Genomic DNA, 17187 nt, shown 5'->3' on the forward strand with positions numbered 1-17187 from the left:
GGGAAAATAAGCTGAAATGATTGAGAAGATAAAAAAAGAATTGAAAAGTTTTACTGCCCCTAATTCAATAACTGTAGCAACAGTAGGGATGACATCTAGAGATTCAGCTCCCTTTACTGTCTTGCCAAGAAGAAAAACACTTGGATTTGAAACGATTAATTTCTTAATTTCAAATATTCATTCAGCAGAAAAATGTTTAAATTTTCTCGATGGCAAGGTCAAGTATATTCTAATAGATGTTGAATCCAAAAAAAATGTTGATCTCGAGAGTATTGCAAAAAAAACTATAAAGTCCTCAATTGTCAAGTCATACAAACCAAATGATGCGACTGTAGAAGCTGCAGACCTTTACATGTTGAATTATTTTAAAGATTTTCTTAAGGATAAAAAAATCTTAATTTATGGTGCAGGCAATATAGCTGGGAAACTTGCGTTAAGATTGGCTGAACGAGGGGCAGAGATATATATTTATTCACGGGATAAAAATAAGGTTAGTTTATTGGTAAATGCGCTTAACTTAATTCTTCCTAGATATTCATTAAATAGGATCAAACAATTACAAAATTTTGAAGAGATGAGTGATTTTTTTGATGCTATTATTTCCTTTATATCTTCTAAACAAGTAATTAATCATAATATTATTCAAAGTTTAAAGGAAAATGCCTTAGTTTTGGATGGTGGCATAAACAATTTTACTCATGAATTTTATAAAAACAGCAGTAAAAAAAGGTTAAATTCTTTTCGGCTTGATGTACGATTGGGGTTTCTATACTCATTAATACCTTTAATGGACTATACTGAAAAGTTTTTTAGGGAGGTGCAAGGTAAGTCATCAATAGAGGAAATAAAATTAGTATCAGGGGGGATTATTGGGAATGAAGGGGATATAATCGTTGATTCTATTAAATCGCCTACACAAGTGATTGGAATTGCAAATGGACTAGGGGGGACAAAAGAAATAGGTAAGTATAATCTGACTGATATCAAAAATCTGGAAATGGTACAAAAATATATCTCAGAAAAAAAGTAAACAGTTAAAAAATCATCTAATAAATCTACATCTGCTATCCTCCTTCTAAAAATAATGCCAGCAGTAGTTTCTTCCAAACTTTTATCATTAATTTTCCCAGTAAAAATAACAAATTACCAATCATCTATTTGCTTACCGGAAAGTCTTCAGAAAAAAGCAGATTTATTAAAACAACTGATGTGAAAGGAGAAACTATGGTTAGAGAAAATAAAGCAATTTGCATTATAGGATCAGGAAGATGCGGATCTTCAATGGTGACCAGGGCGATAAATTTAATGGGAGTGGATGTAGGATCCCATCTTTATCCTGCTGACCGCACAAATCCAAAAGGCTATTGGGAAAACAGCAGAATTGTAATGATCCATGAAAAGATGCTTAAAACAGTTGGAAACAATATTCATCATGAATGGTGGCACAAGAAGGATTACATCCATTTAAAACAAGAATTGAAAGACTATATAACAAAAGAATATTTAGATAAAGAGGTATGGGGATGGAAAGATCCAAGAACATGCCATTTTATTGCACTATGGAATGAGGTATTAAATGAACTATCTGTCACTCCCCATTATGTAATCCTGGTTCGTAATCCCGTAGACATTATTCATTCATTCAAAAAAGCATATAACTTTAAAGACATTACAGCATTGAAGCTTTGGCAGCAAAGAACGTTATTAAGTTTGAAAAAGACAGAAGGCCATAAAAGGCTCATCTTTGATTATAACCAATTCCTGGACAATAGTCTTGGATGCTTAAAAATTCTTTCTAAGACTTTCAATCTTAAAATCGAAAAAAATGAGATAGAATTAAAAAGGCAGTTAAATCATTTTATTGACCCTTCATTACAGCATAGCAGGGTGAGCTTAGATAGATTGTTAAATGATCCATATATTGAAGATGATATTAAAGAGCTTTATAGCCTATGCTACAAGGCATGCCACTCAATCGATTTTTTCAATTCTGAAATATTCAGGAAAAAAGTTGATTTATTATATCGATCTTTTTTTGAAAAATAAGCTAACCGTGAAAAATCCTTATTTATAGTTTTCCGGGTTTAATTGGTATAACAAATAAAGGGTGATTATTTATGGAAGATAAGTATAAAAATATATTGGAGTTTTGGAGAAATAACTTATATTTGCCTAATTCATTAACAAGAGAAGAGACTATGCGTTTTTGGTTATTGGAAGCTAAACCCTACAAAATCAGACCAGAAACAGTAAAGAAATACCAGAAAAAAAATAACATACAGGTGTTAATAGAGACTGGTACTTATAAAGGTGCCATGATTGAGGCAGTATTAAATAATTTCAATAAAATAGTCTCAATAGAATTAGATAAAGACCTATATAATGAAGCAAAAATAAAATTTTCCAGCCAATCACATGTGAATATTGTGCATGGTGATAGCTCCTTAGTATTGGGGGACATGCTGAAGTCTATTAATGTACCTTGTGTATTTTGGCTGGACGGACATTATGTACCAGATTCAATAGATACAGCCAGAGGGGATAGAGATACTCCTATTTTGGATGAATTAGATCAGATTTTAAAGCATCATGTTAGGCATCATGTAATTTTAATTGATGATGCCCGATGTTTTATTGGTCCCAATCCTATTTTGAATGATTACCCTACCATCCAGGAATTAAAAAAGTTTGTAAAAAGCAGAAGGCCTGAGTTAAGTTTTCAAGTAGCTGACGACATAATAAGAATTTTGCCATAAAGAGATTCAAAATTTGTTAGTTAAAAAAGTTGAAGAATATGTATATTAGCACAAACTGAAGACAAGCTCACGAATAGTATATCTTAAGAAAGTGAGGTGCTCCTATGTGTCTTTGTAAAAAAGTTAATAAATATTATTTAGGAAGTGACCCGAATTACGGAAAAGCGGTTAAGCTCACAGCAAACAATTATAAAATGCCTGTGGTGAAGGGTACAAAAGCAGGGTACTCTACAAAAAAATATGTAAACGGAAAGCTTCAAACTTACTAAGGGACCTTTGAAGTGCCCAGCGCGAATCAGTGCGAATAAAAGGCGGTGAGACTATGTGCTTTTGCCATGAGGTTAATAAAAAGATTTCCTCCAATGCATCGTATCAAGGCAGAAAAATGCCCTCAGCCAAAAGAATCATTAATGTAAAGACTTCAAATGGCATCCTGAAACCTTTACAGCCAAACTACAAAGTTAAAAAATAACGAACCACTGAACCTTTTTAAAAGAGAGCTAAGTCCATCAATTAATGAATACATTAGTGTAGCGGCTTTATCTATTCAACAGTAAGGGAGGTGTATTATTTGTTGGTGGTAGTTCAAAATTTTGCTGGAGTCACCAAGGGAAATTTTCTCAGAAAGAAAACCAGCGGAATAACTCCTCATTTATCTTTAAGGCAAAAAAAAGCCCTATTGAAGAAAGCCCGCACAGAAAATGAAAAAAGCAAGGTGAATAAAATGTCTAAAGCCACCAAAAATAAACCTAACCTGAAAATAAGCTGTATTTTAACAAGTTATAATCGTCCTCAGAGAGTCCGTGAGGCCATTGCAAGTGTTCAGCAGCAAACATATCCCAATTGGGAGCTCATTGTTGTAGATGACAATTCTAATGCAAAAACTAAAAATGTATTAAATGAAATTGCTGATAAAGATCCCCGGATTACACTAATTCAGACAGGAGTAAGTCCCGAGGATCGCCCAAAAACAACCAGATATGCAACCTGCATTAATTTGGCACTCGGAAGGATAACGGGAGATTTAGTAACCTATTTAACTGATGATGATATATACTATCCAACCCGATTCGAGAGAATGGCAGCGGCGTTTCAAATGAACCCCAAAATTCATGTCTTATATGGCAGACAAAAAGTCATTGTGTATACAGGGAATAGGATTACAAGGACTTTTATACGCCCCTTAGTTGGAGTTACACGATATCCAATGGGGAGGGTTGATCATAATTCCTTTATGCACAGTCGATCCTGCTTAGAGGTAGTGAAAGGGTGGGATGACCACCCTGACAATTGGAAGGCCGGTGACGCAGCTTTTTTTAGAAAGCTTGTAAGGCATTGGGATTTTTATCCCATAAATGCATTAACCGATGAACATCGGGTACATGACAAAGGGGTTCAGAGAAAACTGCATCGCGGAACAAAACCATGGAACAGTGAAGATGCGGAGTAGGTTAATTGCCAATGATAGTCTTTACTTACTATTGTCATTGGAGCTTACTCAGCATGTCTTCCATCCTTTTTTCAAATGTATGCTCTTTAAGGACGCGCTTGTTTGCGAGTTCCGAAATTTCCTTGCGCTTTTCTTCATGATTAATATAAAAAATAATTTTTTGAAGCAGTTCATCTTCCGTTTTAAATGATACGATCTCCTTGTCTTCGATAAAGTGGATTGGCAAATCCTCTTTGTACTCAATTAACTGAAAAGCCCCGCAAGCTGCTACATCAAAGGTTCTATTATTTATGCTATTGCCCTTAATGCCAATCCGATTTTTGTTTTGATGTAAATTGTAGGGCCTGTGCGTATTTAATACAATTTTTGCTCCGTTATAATACTGAGCCGCAATCGATGGTTCCACCCAAATATCATGAATTCTCAATCTGGGGTGATTTTGCAGCCGGATTAATTTATTTCTCCATTTGCCAATTACCTTGATTTTATAAGGTGTTTTTTCCAGAAGAACCTGGATAAGCTTCACCCTATCCGGATATGGATAGCCCAGCAGACATATATCGCTTATAAAAGCTGGTCCGGCCTGAATAGGCTTGAATATTTCTGTTGAAGTTCCTAATGGCAAATGGAAAGTTTGCTGGTGCCCTTTTTTAATATAGAAATCTTTGGCTGCCGTATCGATAGTAAAGATATAATCATAATTGGGTATTAGCACTTCCGTTTTATCCATGTAATAAGGATCTTCCGTTAGCCAGACTGCCGTCTTAATCTTTTGTGTCTTTACCCATTGGATTATTTTTAAAGGGACCTTAAAGCCCAGAAGGACAATGACAATGTCCGGTTTAAACTGATTTACCATTGTTTTTAGCTTTCCAATGCCAGTTAGGGGATCAAATTGTTTTACATTGGTTTTCTTTTGAAGCTCTTTCATAATCCATTGTTCAAAAAATTTATATATCCCTGTATAACCTGAAGAAATAAATAATATTCTCATAACATTCACCTAAAAATTAATAGAAATGCTGTTTAAGGCACCGATTCCATCTTTTTGTTCATCACAATAAAAAAAACCGTCCACAAGAACGAATCTATCTTTTTTCTTGGAAGAAACCTGCAGCTCATATCCAAAATTTAAATTTGTCCCTTGCTCAAGCGCCTTGGATTTTCCTGGCTTTAACCAGTGTTCACCGATCTTTAATGCTTTTTCCTTCCAGTCATCATCTATATATACCCAGGCTTCTGTATTAGAACCATCAATCATGAGAGCGGTATGATTTACTGAACCGATCTTTCCGCCAAGCCGCACATTTTCCGAAGGTTTTGTCCGCAGACAAATGAGGGGATTATTTAATGCAGCTGTACCGATATTTCTTATATTCAAGTTTCCAACTACCATAATATCCTCTTCTTCCTCCTCCTTTTCAGGAAGCATAATGGAATAACTGAACCAGGCGATACTATTAACAATTTCAGGTTCCTTCTTTTTCCAAAACAAGGTATCACTCCTATTCCATTACCAAATGTTTTCTTTACACTTTATGCCTTTAAGTAAGGGTAAATGTTAATGTTTCTGAGGGTAAGAGCTGAGTAAAATATAAAACTTTATCAATCAGCGTTTTAAATGTAAAAAAAGAGGAGCGGGCACTCCTCTTAGATTCTAGTTTTTCATGATCTATTAAGCTGGTGATGGACCAGGTCCCGGGAATACAGTCGGGCACTGAGGCGGGAACGCAAGCGGCGGACAAACGAAAGGCATGTCAGGACGCGGCTGGCAGAATTCAGCTGTAATTTCAAGCTTTACCAAAGCTTCCATTTGAACGTTTTGACACAGGTTAATTGAAATATCCAGCTGCTGGAATTCGAATTCACCAGGCGTAGCAGTTGCGCGGCAAATCAAGTTGGCATCACATTCAAAGTCTGTAATTTCACATTGCAGGAAAGTTCCTGGAGGCGCACATAAGAAGAATTTCTCAGATACAGCCCAAGGAATCGGCCCAGTTGTACATGACAAGCCATTTGGATTTGTTACTCGTACAACTACAAAACCTTTCTTTAAAACCTTTACTTTTTGCAAAGTAACTGTTGATCCATCTGGCAACTGGAACTGCCCGCTTGCACGGCCATCCGGCTGAGGGATTTCCTGGCAAAGAATTGATCCAGGTGCTAGAGGGTCAACAGGAGTACCATTTTCATCAGTTGCAAAACATTCAACTGTGTAATTTCCTCCTAGAACTGCACATGGGTCTGTATCTGGCGTTACACCGCCATTTTCACAGTCAAACTCAATTGCTCCAGCTGCTAGATCACTTGCATTAAAAGCAATAAGTGGCACATCAACTTGGCGGGTTACCCAGTCATAAACTTTATTTACTTTTATACATAAAGTCTCCTGTCCGCCGTTAATTGACTTAAAATCCATTAACTGATCATCCTCTCGCTTTATTATATTAGGGTTAAACCTACTTGTATGTTATGCTGCTTCTCCTGCTATGTGTATGGGCTTTTGCGTAAATTCAGACACCATTCCTGATTACCCAAACCAGAAAGCATAAATCTCCATAAACCTTTAACCCAATGTTAATATATTCCGATTGAGAAGCAGTGTGCTCACAATAGTTAACAGGGCCGAGCCTAAATATTTTAACCTTTATTTGCCCTTTGTCTGGACAATAATCCAAGCCATCCACATTAGGAAGAATATAATATTTTGTACCGGAAATTTTTTGGAGGGTGAAATTGTGAGCAGAAATTACATGAAGGTGATTCCGTACCGAGAAATATGTGCAGCCAAAGACTTTAAAGAATTTAAATTAGGAATATTACCGCAGAATACTCTATATCATTTAAGAAATCCAGAAAGAACTCAAATCGTTCCACCCGTGCTGCCTTTTCCAGGTATAAACTTGCCAAATGAATGTGTAACACAGGATTTTTATGTTGCAAGTCTTAGAAATACTTTATGCATAAGGAATCAGACAATTATCCATAACAGAAAATTTATTCTTCCTGATAGCTTCAGACATTACCAGTTTAACTCCTCAACAAACCATCTGACCTATAATCAACGATTAAATCGATTCTCACTAAAGGTAAATATAGAAAATACGAAATATCAAAAAGGTGATTGTATTTTTTTAAGCGGAGAGAAAAGCGGCTTCGGGCATTTTTTATTAGAGGTTATCTCAAGACTATGGATTACAAAGTATATTGATGTTAAAAAGGTAAAATTCATTATGAATCCAGAAGATCGAACCAGCTGGAAGCTCGATTTGCTTAAACCCTTCGGAATTAGCACGAGGCAAATTGTATATCTGGACAATCCCATCGTATGTGAAAGACTTCATATACCAGTTCAATCCTTTTGTCTACGAAAATACACCTCATCATTTGCCTATAAAACATGGAAAAGAATCGGTGACTACTATGACAGGGGGACAGGGGCTGAAAAGATTTATGTCTCCAGGTCAAAATTGAAAAATCAGCGGAGAGGTTTACTGAATGAGAAAGCTGTTGAAAGGATTTTTTCTTTAAACGGCTATAAAATTATTCACCCTCAGGAACTAAAAATATCAGAGCAAATTAATTTATTCCGCAATGCAAAGGTTATAGCAGGCACTTCAGGTTCAGGGATGTATAACAGTGTCTTTCAGCAAAATCATCCCAAAGTTCTTATCCTTACTTCTAATACATTTTTTAAAATGAGTGATGTATTAGTGAATACATCCACGGGAGGCAAGCTGCATTATTTTGTCGGTCAAACAACTGAACTAAATGTTCCTGGCATTAAAGCAAGCTGGATATTGAACACAGAGCATCTGAACCAATTTTTAAAAGTATTTTAACAAATGCTTAATGAATAATAATGAATTACGGGGGATGAAAAGTGATAATATTTATCCACATACCAAAAACAGCTGGTACCTCCATGAGGAAAATAATAGAAAAACAGTATGGTATTTATCAAATCCGTTCCTTTTATGCTGGACATGAGGACGCTTATAATAAGCTAAAGGGAACACCTAACTCAAGACTCTCTTCTGTAAAGTGGATACAGGGCCATTTTCAATTTGGTCTGCATGAAGCTTTATCGCAGCCTGTTCAGTATCTCACAATGCTCCGCCATCCTGTAGACCGTGTCATTTCCTTTTATTACTTTCTAAGGGAAAGCCCTCGGCACCCTTTAAATAAAAAAGCTATGTCTTTAACTTTAAAGGAGTTTATTTTGTGTGAGGATAGAAATATACAAAATCAAATTCATAACTTACAAACAAAAATGATTTCCGGGGATGGTACTGCATCAATAGAAAAAGCTAAAAAAAATATCGAAGAACACTTTTTGATGGTTGGAATAACGGAGCGTTTTAATGAGTCCCTGGCAATTATGAGAAATAAGCTTGGATGGAATGCCCCTTATAATAATAAGCACAATGTAACTAAAAGACGTCCGAAAATGGAACAGGTTCCAGCGGAAATCAGAAAGCTGATCGAGCAGAAAAATGAAATTGACTTTCAGTTGTATGAGTACGGGAAAGGGTTATTACAGAAAGAAATAAATTCTTTGAAATGATAAATGGAAGCATAGCTCCTAACCGAAAAAATGAAAAGGCTAACTCGAATGATCGATGTAATCGAACCTTTGAGTTAGCCTTTTTTGCACGGCTTAAAAAGCAAATAAATTTAATCCATACTGAAGGGCTTGCATCAATTGGCATTAATTGATTCTTGGATAATTTACCTATTCTTCCTGAATACATATATGTTAGATACAGTATTTTTATTTCGGATAGCCATCCAGGCAAAGTGCTTCTTTAAATAATTTATTGGTTCTGCATCATTACACGTTTTTAGCTGAAGGGCATAAACTAGGAGATAAAGGAATGGGTATCTGCCTAAAGGAGAGGAATATGATGCTAAGAAGGAGCAGAGTTGAAAGACTGACTTATGTTCAGCTGCAGCAGAAAGTAATACATCTTGAATCGGAGCTTTCTTATTTTCGCGCTAACCATGATGGAGTTGTTCAAAATTATATTGAGCAATTAAAGCAGATGAAATATGATAATGATTTTCTGAAAAGGGATATGCAGAGACTTACTGAAGAAAATGAAAGGCTCATGCAAAGTGAACTCAATCCAAAATTGTTTTCCAAATGGGATAGAGAGAAAACGGCAAAACATTTAGAAGAGAAAAATCAGCTGGAAAAAGAAATAAATAGCTTAAGAGAGGAAATTTCAAACCTCAATCACGACCTAAAAGATCAGGATCAGCAATTTGAAGAACTCCAAACATTGCTTGAAGCTAAAACGGCAGCTTTAAAGGAAGCAGAAGTGGAAAAGGAACATAATCATCAGGAGCTCAAAACAGCTATGGAAAGTGTTAATGAGCTGAAAATGGTGTTAAGTGAGCATGAAAAAAGCGCAGATGAATCAAAAGCAAAAGAAAATCAATTGGCATCGCAGTTAAGGAAGGCAATAGATGAGAAAATGCAATTATTACAAAATTTCCAGTCAGTCGAAAAAGATTACCAATCATTAAATAACGTTCTGGCTGAAAAGACTTCTGAACTGGAACAGCTGCAGGAGGAACATAATCAGCTACTCGAAGAAAATATCACAGCTGAACAGAAGAACCAGCAATTAGAGAATCTAATGGCTGAGAAAACTTCAAAGCTTGAAAAATTGCAGGAGGAATATAATCGTTTACTGGAAGATAACAAGACTGCTGAACAGAAATATCAAAAATTAGAAAGTCAATTGACTGAAAAAGCATTTAAGCTAGAAAACCTGCAGGAGGAGCATAATCATTTACAGCAGCATATCCAGACTTCTGAACAGACCCATCAGGAACTAGAGCAGGAACTCGCTGACAAAACATCTAAGCTGCAACACCTGCAGGTGGAGCATGATCAAGTACAGCAGCATATTCAGACTTCTGAACAGACCCATCAGGAACTGGAGCAGGAACTCGCTGACAAAACGTCTAAGCTGCAACACCTGCAGGAGGAGCATAATCACTTACAGCAGCATATTCAGACTTCTGAACAGACCCATCAGGAACTAGAGCAGGAACTCGCTGACAAAACATCTAAGCTGCAACACCTGCAGGTGGAGCATGATCAATTACAGCAGCATATTCAGACTTCTGAACAGACCCATCAGGAACTGGAGCAGGAACTCGCGGATAAAACATCAAAGCTGAAGCAATTGCAGGAGGAACATAATCATTTACAGGAGCATATTCAGACTTCTGAACAGACCTATCAGGAACTGGAGAAGGAACTCGCGGATAAAACTTCAGAGCTTCAGCAGCTTCAGGAGAAACAAAATGATTTACTGCAGCATAATCAAAAGTTAGAAAAGGATTTTGCTGATAAAACATTAGAATTGGAAAAATTACACAAGGAAAGAAATGATAATAAGACAATAATTGAATGCCTGCAAAATGAATTGCAACCGGCTGGCCAGAAGCTGAAAGAAGCAGAACAAAAAATCAGCATACTTACAGCGAAAGCAAGTGAATTGGAAACAGAAAATCTAAGTTATTGCAGTGAATTAACAAAGGCAACCGAAAGAATGCTCCAGGCTGAGGAAAATGCTAAATCTCTGGAGGAAAATTTTAAAAAGATATCAGAGGAAGCATCAGCGAAAATCAAAGAAAACGAAAAAATGGGCCAAGAATTACGGGTTTTAATCCAAAATCAGGAACAATTAAGTCAGAAAAACGTATCTTATCTACAAAAGATAACCCAATTGGAGTCTGAAAAAAATAATTCAGCAGAGTCAGTCAGTCATCTTAAGGCAGAAATGGAAGCTTTAAAGACAGAACTAAAACAAAAAGAGAAAGAAAAAATGGAAGTGCTTAACCGTCTGGAAAGCCGTGAGATTGAAATGGGCAAGCTAAAAGATGAGAATAACAGTTTTGAAGAAGAAAAAATCGGTCTTCTTGAAAAGCTTGCAAAACTGGAGGAAGAAAATGCTGCTTTCAATGAAAACTTTTCAGTCCTTTCTTCTCATCGGAAGTCAGACGAAAAACGCATGGATTTAATCACGGCAAATTTAAACCAGGTATTTACAGAAATGAAACAATTAGTACGGATGACATCCTCATTAAAACACCAATTGGAATCAAAGAATATAGAGCTTAATCAAATTAAAAAGGAGAAGGGTGTGCTTATGGAGGAGCTAGTAAAAATAAAGGATGACTATGAGAAGTCAGAAGCAAGAAAGGATGAGTTGGAGAATCAGATAGAGATAATGAGAACTGAGCTTCACAAAGCTCAAAATTCACTCACACGTCTGGAACAATTCGAATCTGAGAAACTCAGACTTAAAGAAGATCTTGAAACAAAAATAGAGGAGTTTAATTCATTAACTGATCACTATAAACGTGAAAAAGATTCTTACCTTCAGGTCCTGGAGCATGTTCAGGATCAGGTAAATGTATATAAAGAAAAATCTGACCAATTTGATGCAGAGAAAGGCTCCTGGTCTAAACAAATTGACGAGTTAAAAGGTGAGCTCAAGAGAACGAAAGCAACGGTTGAAAAAATGGAAGAGCTTGAAAAGATGAATGCTCAGCTGGCTTCAGAATTACAGGCGAAGGACATTGAAATTTATAAAGTAAAAAAAGAAAGTGAACGGGCTTTGAACCAGCAATTAGATCAGTTCAAAGCAGATATGAAACAGTATCAGGATAAAATCTCACAATATGAAAAGGACAGGGAGATTTGGGAAAAACAAATGAAACAAATGAAAGCCCAATTTACTGCCTTGGAATCCAACCTTGAGGAAAAGGAGAACTTTATTAAACAGTATATCAAGCAGCCCCTATCTCCATACACAGCTGGACTTCAAAATCCTTCCGAGCAAAGTTCACCCGATAAGGAACAGCCAGTTCAAAGCCAGCCTCAGGAAAGTCAGTACCAGGCGGGACAGCAGCAGGCGGGACAGCAGCAAAGCCAGCAATCCGCCAGCTGGTTCCAAAGAATGCTGTCTCAGCAGCAAGGAGGGAGCGCACGCCCCCAAAACTTTCAGGGGCAATATCACCCCAGTCAAGGGCAATACCATCCCAGTCAAGGGCAATACCAGCCGCTCCCGAAACAAACAAACACAGCAGCAATGGACTTTTTCACATTGCGCAGCAAAACGACACAGCCAGCGCAATCAGGGAATAACTATGGGAACCAATGGAAAGAAGATTAGCGAAAATCATTTAAATAAATTTAATATAGTAATTAAGAAAAAAATTTATGAAGAGATGATAAGCTATTGCAGGAGCAATTTGCCGTATGAAGCTTGCGGGCTTCTTTCAGGAGCAAAGGGCCAATGTACTACTTTATGGAAAATAAAAAATGAATATCAAAATAGGAATCGGTTTATGATGTCTGCTGAATCCATCAAGGCAGCCGTTCAGGAAATGGAACAATTGAGTGAGGGGCTATCTGGAATTTTCCATTCGCACCCTACTTCACCAGCCGTTCCATCTACACATGATATGAATAATAATTCCTATCCTGAGTTGCCTTATTTTATTGTTTCCTTTTATAAAGGAAAAACAGAAGTTAAAGGCTATAAAGTAGTAGAAAAAAGGTACCATCCACTAAGTCTTAAAATTATTGATTAGTCCACTAAACCCGGCGTACCGATTAGGCGCCGGTTATTCTTTTTTAACTATTTTACTCTTGTGACATTAAATATTATTCGATTGTATATAGCAACAAAACAATCAGAGCGGATAAGTACTAGATCACTTCTGCTAATATTACCAAAGATTATCTATGATGTTTTATCAATTGCGAGCAAGGGGCAGGATATTTTCCCCAGCAGAAACTGCAGCAGTAATATGTATACAATGCCTGAAGCAGCAATTTCCCTTCATCACCATACAAGCGGGGAAAAAAGGCCACAAATTCACCTGTCCTGATATGCTATTACTCTGTATCGTTAAATTGGGTATTAGCCTGAACACGTTGCAGCTAAAAGTCTCATAATATATATTGTGGTGGATTTATTTGTGGTAGGAGGAGTTCATTTGAATAAAAAAAGGGAGTTGCCAAAGAGATATCAAACAGGTAATCCACAAAAAAAAGATGAAAATAAAATTTACATGGGAAATTCGATAAAGGGAGCGGGCTACAAGAAAAAAAGAACTGGAAATGGAGACTGCGGCTGCGGCTCCAACGTAAAGAAATTACGCGCTAAAAAGGCATAAGAATATTAATATTATCTATTAGTATTCAGAGTTTTTTAAGTCTACCATTTAAAAAAAGGGGGGCAAATAGTAATGCTCCCCTTTACATTTTAATCTATTAACCAACATTTAATTTATCAATTTATAAAATCTGCCTCTCCTATAATTAAGAACATTATAGTTCTATCTCCAATTCGTCCTTATAGCAGCAAAATTTAAATTTCTTCCCTTTGCCACAGGGGCATGGATCATATAATTTATCCTTCATTTTCGTTCTTAATGCTTTTTTCAGCTGGGATATATCTACATAGGGTTTCAGTTTGATTACCGATTGGATACCATAATCCTGGCAAATTTTTGTAACCTGGGCTGCTTGGAGCTCAGTAACGACAGAACAATAAATAAGCTTTTCTTTTCGAAGGTTTGTGTTTGACAAATGTAATTCTCCCTCCAATCTTAAAAGTTAGTTTATCATACGCATTTTTGCTGAATTCGGAACGTTAATTAATTTAAAAAATGGGGTATCTGCAATATTCACTTAAGACAGATTGATTGCGTCTTATGTAATGAATGTCCAAAAAAATGTTCCAGCTTATTATAAATGTCCATGCCATCCTTGTCTTTTATACATATATAAATAGTAGGTCAAAAGAAAGAAGTTACTCAATTATGTTATTTTGTACTCTTTCTGCTTTGATTTAAAAAATATAAGGAGTGAAATGTATGAAGAAAAATATGGGGTGCGGCAATAAAGGTCATAGCGGAGCCTGCGACATCTCGAAAGCCAAGACAGTAGATTGTTTTAACAGATCTTTTGCCCCTATTGCGGACATTCAAAAGGTTCCTGTTTATGACATTCCTGTCGTTCTGGCAGAGGTGGAGCTCCAGGCGGATGTCGAAGCCGATATTAAGCTTCCAACAGCTGCCAGGGAAATTAAATGGATTCGCAAGAATGTATCCCTCACACAGTGTAAAGCAATCCCATCAGTTCAAAATCCAGGGTATGTTAAGTTATTCATTACTGGTGTTGTGCATAAAAATATTCAATATGTAGAAGAATGCAGCGGGTACATTACGGACTTTAGTACCGACATTTCTTTTAGCTGTAATCAGCAAGTTCAGGTATTTAATCATCCGATTGAATTTTTAAGCAGAAAATCATCAGTGGATGAAAGAAGATTTCTTGATAAAACGGGACATGGTGCTGACCATTCTATGGGTGGTTCAAGAACATTCGAATTTTATAATGAACCGATTGACTGTAAATTAATTTTCTCAGAAGTTAATGAGCTCGATCTTTTTAAGGAGTTCAACCGGTTTGGCCAGTTCGATAAGATTACTGAAAAAATGGAAATAACACTATTCTTTAAATTATTGCAAACCCAGCAATTTAATCCGAGGTTCGTACAGCCGCCGAAAAAGGGACCTTGCAATTTGCCTTGGCCAGCTCAAAAAAATGCACAGACACCAGCAACTGCCCGTGAAAAATTTGTAGAAAAGATTCAAGGTATGTATCGCATAAGATAAAGCGGTTATTATCTTCTCATCCTGTCCAGTGATGAAAGCTGGAAAACTGTATCACCCATTTATATGCAGATTGTTCATTCTGAGTCTGTATCCCGGACTCAGAATGATTTAGTTGGAATAGCAAAGCGGAGTTGGAGTGAGTAAAATACATAAACAGTTTAGATAAATGCAGTCGACTGTATTTTTGATTTAACTCTGAATATATTAAAATCGTTTTTTTTTGACCCGTTAACGGGTTTTTTTTATGAATTCGATAACTTGGTGAAATAATAATGCATTATCTTTAGCAATTTCGTTCTGAAATTGCCAAGATAATGCATTAGTCTAACCGTTTTAATTTTTAGAGAAAGGTAGATTATAGAACATTCACACGAACCTGCTGATTTTGTAAAACTTTAATTGTAAATTCGAGGAACATTTTTTCTACTATTGTTTGGAAGGTTCCCTCTTCGAAAGCAGCATGATTTGGCAGTGGATGACGATCTATAGCTTCATCGTATTCAACAATTCTGCTTGCGAGCAATTCGCAGAAAGGAAATTGATTATAGAATTGGCGGCTTTCCTGATGAAACTGGGAAAGATCGCTTGAAAGCAAATGGTCCTTTTCAGGAAAACCTTTTCCTAAATCTTGGGATCTAAAGAAATCGAATTCTGATTCAGAATTAAACATCGGACGCTGTGGCGGGTTCAGGAAATCTTCGGCAGCAATTGTAGTAGTACATTCAAATGGGGTATCAACAGTTAATGACTTTAATTCGGATGAAACACATGAGCTGCCATATGAATGTGGGCATGGAGTAGCGTACTGGATATTTTTACGAACAAAACCTCTTATAAATAAAGGAATTGGCGTTGGTGAAGGTGCAAAAGGATCAAAACCAGCAGCTCCAGGAAGAAGGAGTGTGCACTGCACAATTTTAACCCTCTTTTTAATAGCCTTGATTTCCAGCACTGGATCAGGGAAATGAATTTTTGCAGATAGATTGGTTCTCACATTCAATTCAGCAAGAGTTACCGGAACTCTTAAAATTGCTTCTCCTCCAGGTGTTGCTCCACCAGGTGTTGTAATAGGAGTTACCGGAAAACTCTCGCACTGTTCTACAGATGCGGATTGGTTCGTACTAATACAATTATTATCCTTTTTCAAAATTTTTCCTCCTTTATTAATTAAGCTCAATTTATCATATGCAGAAAGTGAGACAAACTATAGATGAATGAAGTAGTGCATTAGTGGATTTTTGCCGGAGGAGCAGTTATTTTTGGCATTTGCATAGTTTGATAGGAGAGGATTTAGTCCATATCTATTTTGTCGTTTAATGTGCCGGAATTTGTTTAATAATTTGGGTAAATGCGGTTTTTTCAATAATATTAAGAATTGATATATATGCCATGATATACTTGTCCACTCCATATAGCTCTTTCTTACATATATAATAGTGAGTCAATGAAAACCATTAAGCTTGCTTTCAATTTGACTAAAAAACTATTTAAGGAGTGATTGTATGAAGAGGAACCATTCATGCGGGTGTGGAAGCGGCAAAGACAAATGTCCTCCCCTTCCGGCATGCGATACAGCAAAATCTCATACATCTTTTTGTGATGTAGGAGATGCAACAAATACAGGCAGTATAGAGGAAACGGTTGTATTAGGTGATGTTCCGATCCAAACTTTAACAGAATCAGATATTTATCTTCCTTCTCCTGCAACGGATATTAAAAACATTAGAAAAAATGTGTATTTAACTCAATGTAAAGCAGTACCTGTTATTCCCGAGGGATTTCCAGATACTGCTCCAACTGCTGTAAAGCTGTATGTTGAGGGTTATATTCATAAGAACATTCAGTATGTGGACGGGTGTGAAGGCAGTGTGAAAGATTACAGTGTCAATGCTCCTTTCAAGTGTTACTCTTTAGTAGACGGTCTCCCGGATATTGATTGGCAATTTAGCAATAAGAGCAGCCAGACCAATGAAATTAGAGAACTTGCAAAAGATGGCATGGGGGCAGACCGCTGCAGCTTTGGTTCATTTACTTTTGAATTCTTAAACGAACCGATCAAATGTAAATTGCTGAATGCAAATGTAACACAAGTGGACGTGTTAAGCGATTTTGACAGATTCGGCAGATTTGATAAAATTACTGAAAAAGCGGAAGTTAATCTTGTTGTTCGATTGACTCAGCGTCAATTAGGCAACGGCAACGGCAACGGATAAGAAAAGCCTGTTATGTTAATACGGAAAGAGGGTATCCTTAAAAGATACCCTCTCA

General features: G+C 36.6%; 16 protein-coding genes. 11 read left to right on the forward strand and 5 right to left on the reverse strand.

The genetic code is table 11. From position 1 onward, the window contains the following. Window positions 1-16: 16 nt before the first annotated feature. From ACEQ1T_RS09130 to ACEQ1T_RS09145, 4 genes are all read left to right on the forward strand, one after another. Window positions 17-1030, forward strand: a complete 1014-nt coding sequence (locus ACEQ1T_RS09130; RefSeq protein WP_370222586.1) for an NAD(P)-binding domain-containing protein — start codon at window positions 17-19, stop codon at window positions 1028-1030. A 194-nt stretch (window positions 1031-1224) separates the two neighbouring features. Further along, on the forward strand, window positions 1225-2046 hold the full coding sequence (locus ACEQ1T_RS09135) for a sulfotransferase family protein (protein WP_370222588.1): 822 nt from the start codon (window positions 1225-1227) through the stop codon (window positions 2044-2046). Between the two features lie 71 nt (window positions 2047-2117). Then, window positions 2118-2756, forward strand: a complete 639-nt coding sequence (locus ACEQ1T_RS09140) for an rRNA adenine N-6-methyltransferase family protein (RefSeq protein ID WP_206839608.1) — start codon at window positions 2118-2120, stop codon at window positions 2754-2756. 577 nt (window positions 2757-3333) lie between these two features. Beyond that, the gene (locus tag ACEQ1T_RS09145) at window positions 3334-4206 is read left to right on the forward strand and encodes a glycosyltransferase family 2 protein (protein WP_312886190.1); all 873 of its coding nucleotides are present in this window, start codon (window positions 3334-3336) and stop codon (window positions 4204-4206) included. A 34-nt stretch (window positions 4207-4240) separates the two neighbouring features. Here ACEQ1T_RS09145 and ACEQ1T_RS09150 read toward each other — a convergent pair whose 3' ends face one another. The 3 genes from ACEQ1T_RS09150 to ACEQ1T_RS09160 form a co-directional block, all read right to left on the reverse strand. Further along, on the reverse strand, window positions 4241-5200 hold the full coding sequence (locus ACEQ1T_RS09150) for a glycosyltransferase (protein ID WP_206839610.1): 960 nt from the start codon (window positions 5198-5200) through the stop codon (window positions 4241-4243). Between the two features lie 9 nt (window positions 5201-5209). Next, window positions 5210-5701 (reverse strand): hypothetical protein, encoded by a 492-nt coding sequence (locus tag ACEQ1T_RS09155; RefSeq protein ID WP_206839611.1) that lies wholly within the window; start codon window positions 5699-5701, stop codon window positions 5210-5212. Window positions 5702-5881: 180 nt separating this feature from the next. After that, window positions 5882-6625, reverse strand: coding sequence for a hypothetical protein (locus ACEQ1T_RS09160; RefSeq protein WP_206839612.1), 744 nt, complete (start codon window positions 6623-6625; stop codon window positions 5882-5884). Window positions 6626-6944: 319 nt separating this feature from the next. Between ACEQ1T_RS09160 and ACEQ1T_RS09165 the strand changes: the two genes are divergently transcribed. The 5 genes from ACEQ1T_RS09165 to ACEQ1T_RS09185 all read left to right on the forward strand — a co-directional run bounded on the left by ACEQ1T_RS09165 (window position 6945) and on the right by ACEQ1T_RS09185 (window position 13413). After that, on the forward strand, window positions 6945-8048 hold the full coding sequence (locus ACEQ1T_RS09165; protein WP_370222591.1) for a DUF563 domain-containing protein: 1104 nt from the start codon (window positions 6945-6947) through the stop codon (window positions 8046-8048). A gap of 41 nt (window positions 8049-8089) precedes the next feature. After that, on the forward strand, window positions 8090-8773 hold the full coding sequence (locus ACEQ1T_RS09170; RefSeq protein ID WP_206839614.1) for a sulfotransferase family 2 domain-containing protein: 684 nt from the start codon (window positions 8090-8092) through the stop codon (window positions 8771-8773). 337 nt (window positions 8774-9110) lie between these two features. Beyond that, complete coding sequence (locus ACEQ1T_RS09175) at window positions 9111-12404, forward strand: hypothetical protein (protein WP_370222593.1); 3294 nt, start codon at window positions 9111-9113, stop codon at window positions 12402-12404. Then, the gene (locus ACEQ1T_RS09180; RefSeq protein ID WP_370222595.1) at window positions 12379-12825 is read left to right on the forward strand and encodes a Mov34/MPN/PAD-1 family protein; all 447 of its coding nucleotides are present in this window, start codon (window positions 12379-12381) and stop codon (window positions 12823-12825) included. Before ACEQ1T_RS09175 ends, ACEQ1T_RS09180 begins: the two co-directional genes overlap by 26 nt. A gap of 408 nt (window positions 12826-13233) precedes the next feature. Further along, window positions 13234-13413 (forward strand): hypothetical protein, encoded by a 180-nt coding sequence (locus ACEQ1T_RS09185; protein WP_206839619.1) that lies wholly within the window; start codon window positions 13234-13236, stop codon window positions 13411-13413. A gap of 154 nt (window positions 13414-13567) precedes the next feature. Here ACEQ1T_RS09185 and ACEQ1T_RS09190 read toward each other — a convergent pair whose 3' ends face one another. Continuing rightward, entirely contained in the window at window positions 13568-13828 is a 261-nt protein-coding gene (locus ACEQ1T_RS09190) for a DNA-binding protein (RefSeq protein ID WP_206839621.1), read from the reverse strand. Window positions 13829-14115: 287 nt separating this feature from the next. On the opposite strand from ACEQ1T_RS09190, the gene ACEQ1T_RS09195 reads away from it, so the two are divergent. Then, window positions 14116-14919, forward strand: a complete 804-nt coding sequence (locus ACEQ1T_RS09195; protein WP_206839622.1) for a CsxC family protein — start codon at window positions 14116-14118, stop codon at window positions 14917-14919. Between the two features lie 355 nt (window positions 14920-15274). On the opposite strand, the gene ACEQ1T_RS09200 is transcribed toward ACEQ1T_RS09195, so the two are convergent. Beyond that, window positions 15275-16066, reverse strand: coding sequence for a CsxC family protein (locus ACEQ1T_RS09200; RefSeq protein ID WP_206839624.1), 792 nt, complete (start codon window positions 16064-16066; stop codon window positions 15275-15277). Window positions 16067-16421: 355 nt separating this feature from the next. On the opposite strand from ACEQ1T_RS09200, the gene ACEQ1T_RS09205 reads away from it, so the two are divergent. Further along, on the forward strand, window positions 16422-17132 hold the full coding sequence (locus ACEQ1T_RS09205; protein WP_206839626.1) for a CsxC family protein: 711 nt from the start codon (window positions 16422-16424) through the stop codon (window positions 17130-17132). Window positions 17133-17187: the final 55 nt, after the last annotated feature.

It is taken from the genome of Cytobacillus sp., from assembly GCF_964223445.1.
In the GTDB taxonomy this organism is placed as follows: Bacteria; Bacillota; Bacilli; order Bacillales; family Cytobacillaceae; genus Cytobacillus.

Coding starts and splice junctions, on each gene's coding strand:
- ACEQ1T_RS09130 (WP_370222586.1), top strand. CDS start 17: ATGATTGAGAAGATAAAAAAAGAATTGAAAAGTTTTACTGCCCCTAAT.
- ACEQ1T_RS09135 (WP_370222588.1), top strand. CDS start 1,225: ATGGTTAGAGAAAATAAAGCAATTTGCATTATAGGATCAGGAAGATGC.
- ACEQ1T_RS09140 (WP_206839608.1), top strand. CDS start 2,118: ATGGAAGATAAGTATAAAAATATATTGGAGTTTTGGAGAAATAACTTA.
- ACEQ1T_RS09150 (WP_206839610.1), bottom strand. CDS start 5,200: ATGAGAATATTATTTATTTCTTCAGGTTATACAGGGATATATAAATTT.
- ACEQ1T_RS09160 (WP_206839612.1), bottom strand. CDS start 6,625: ATGGATTTTAAGTCAATTAACGGCGGACAGGAGACTTTATGTATAAAA.
- ACEQ1T_RS09175 (WP_370222593.1), top strand. CDS start 9,111: ATGATGCTAAGAAGGAGCAGAGTTGAAAGACTGACTTATGTTCAGCTG.
- ACEQ1T_RS09180 (WP_370222595.1), top strand. CDS start 12,379: ATGGGAACCAATGGAAAGAAGATTAGCGAAAATCATTTAAATAAATTT.
- ACEQ1T_RS09195 (WP_206839622.1), top strand. CDS start 14,116: ATGAAGAAAAATATGGGGTGCGGCAATAAAGGTCATAGCGGAGCCTGC.
- ACEQ1T_RS09205 (WP_206839626.1), top strand. CDS start 16,422: ATGAAGAGGAACCATTCATGCGGGTGTGGAAGCGGCAAAGACAAATGT.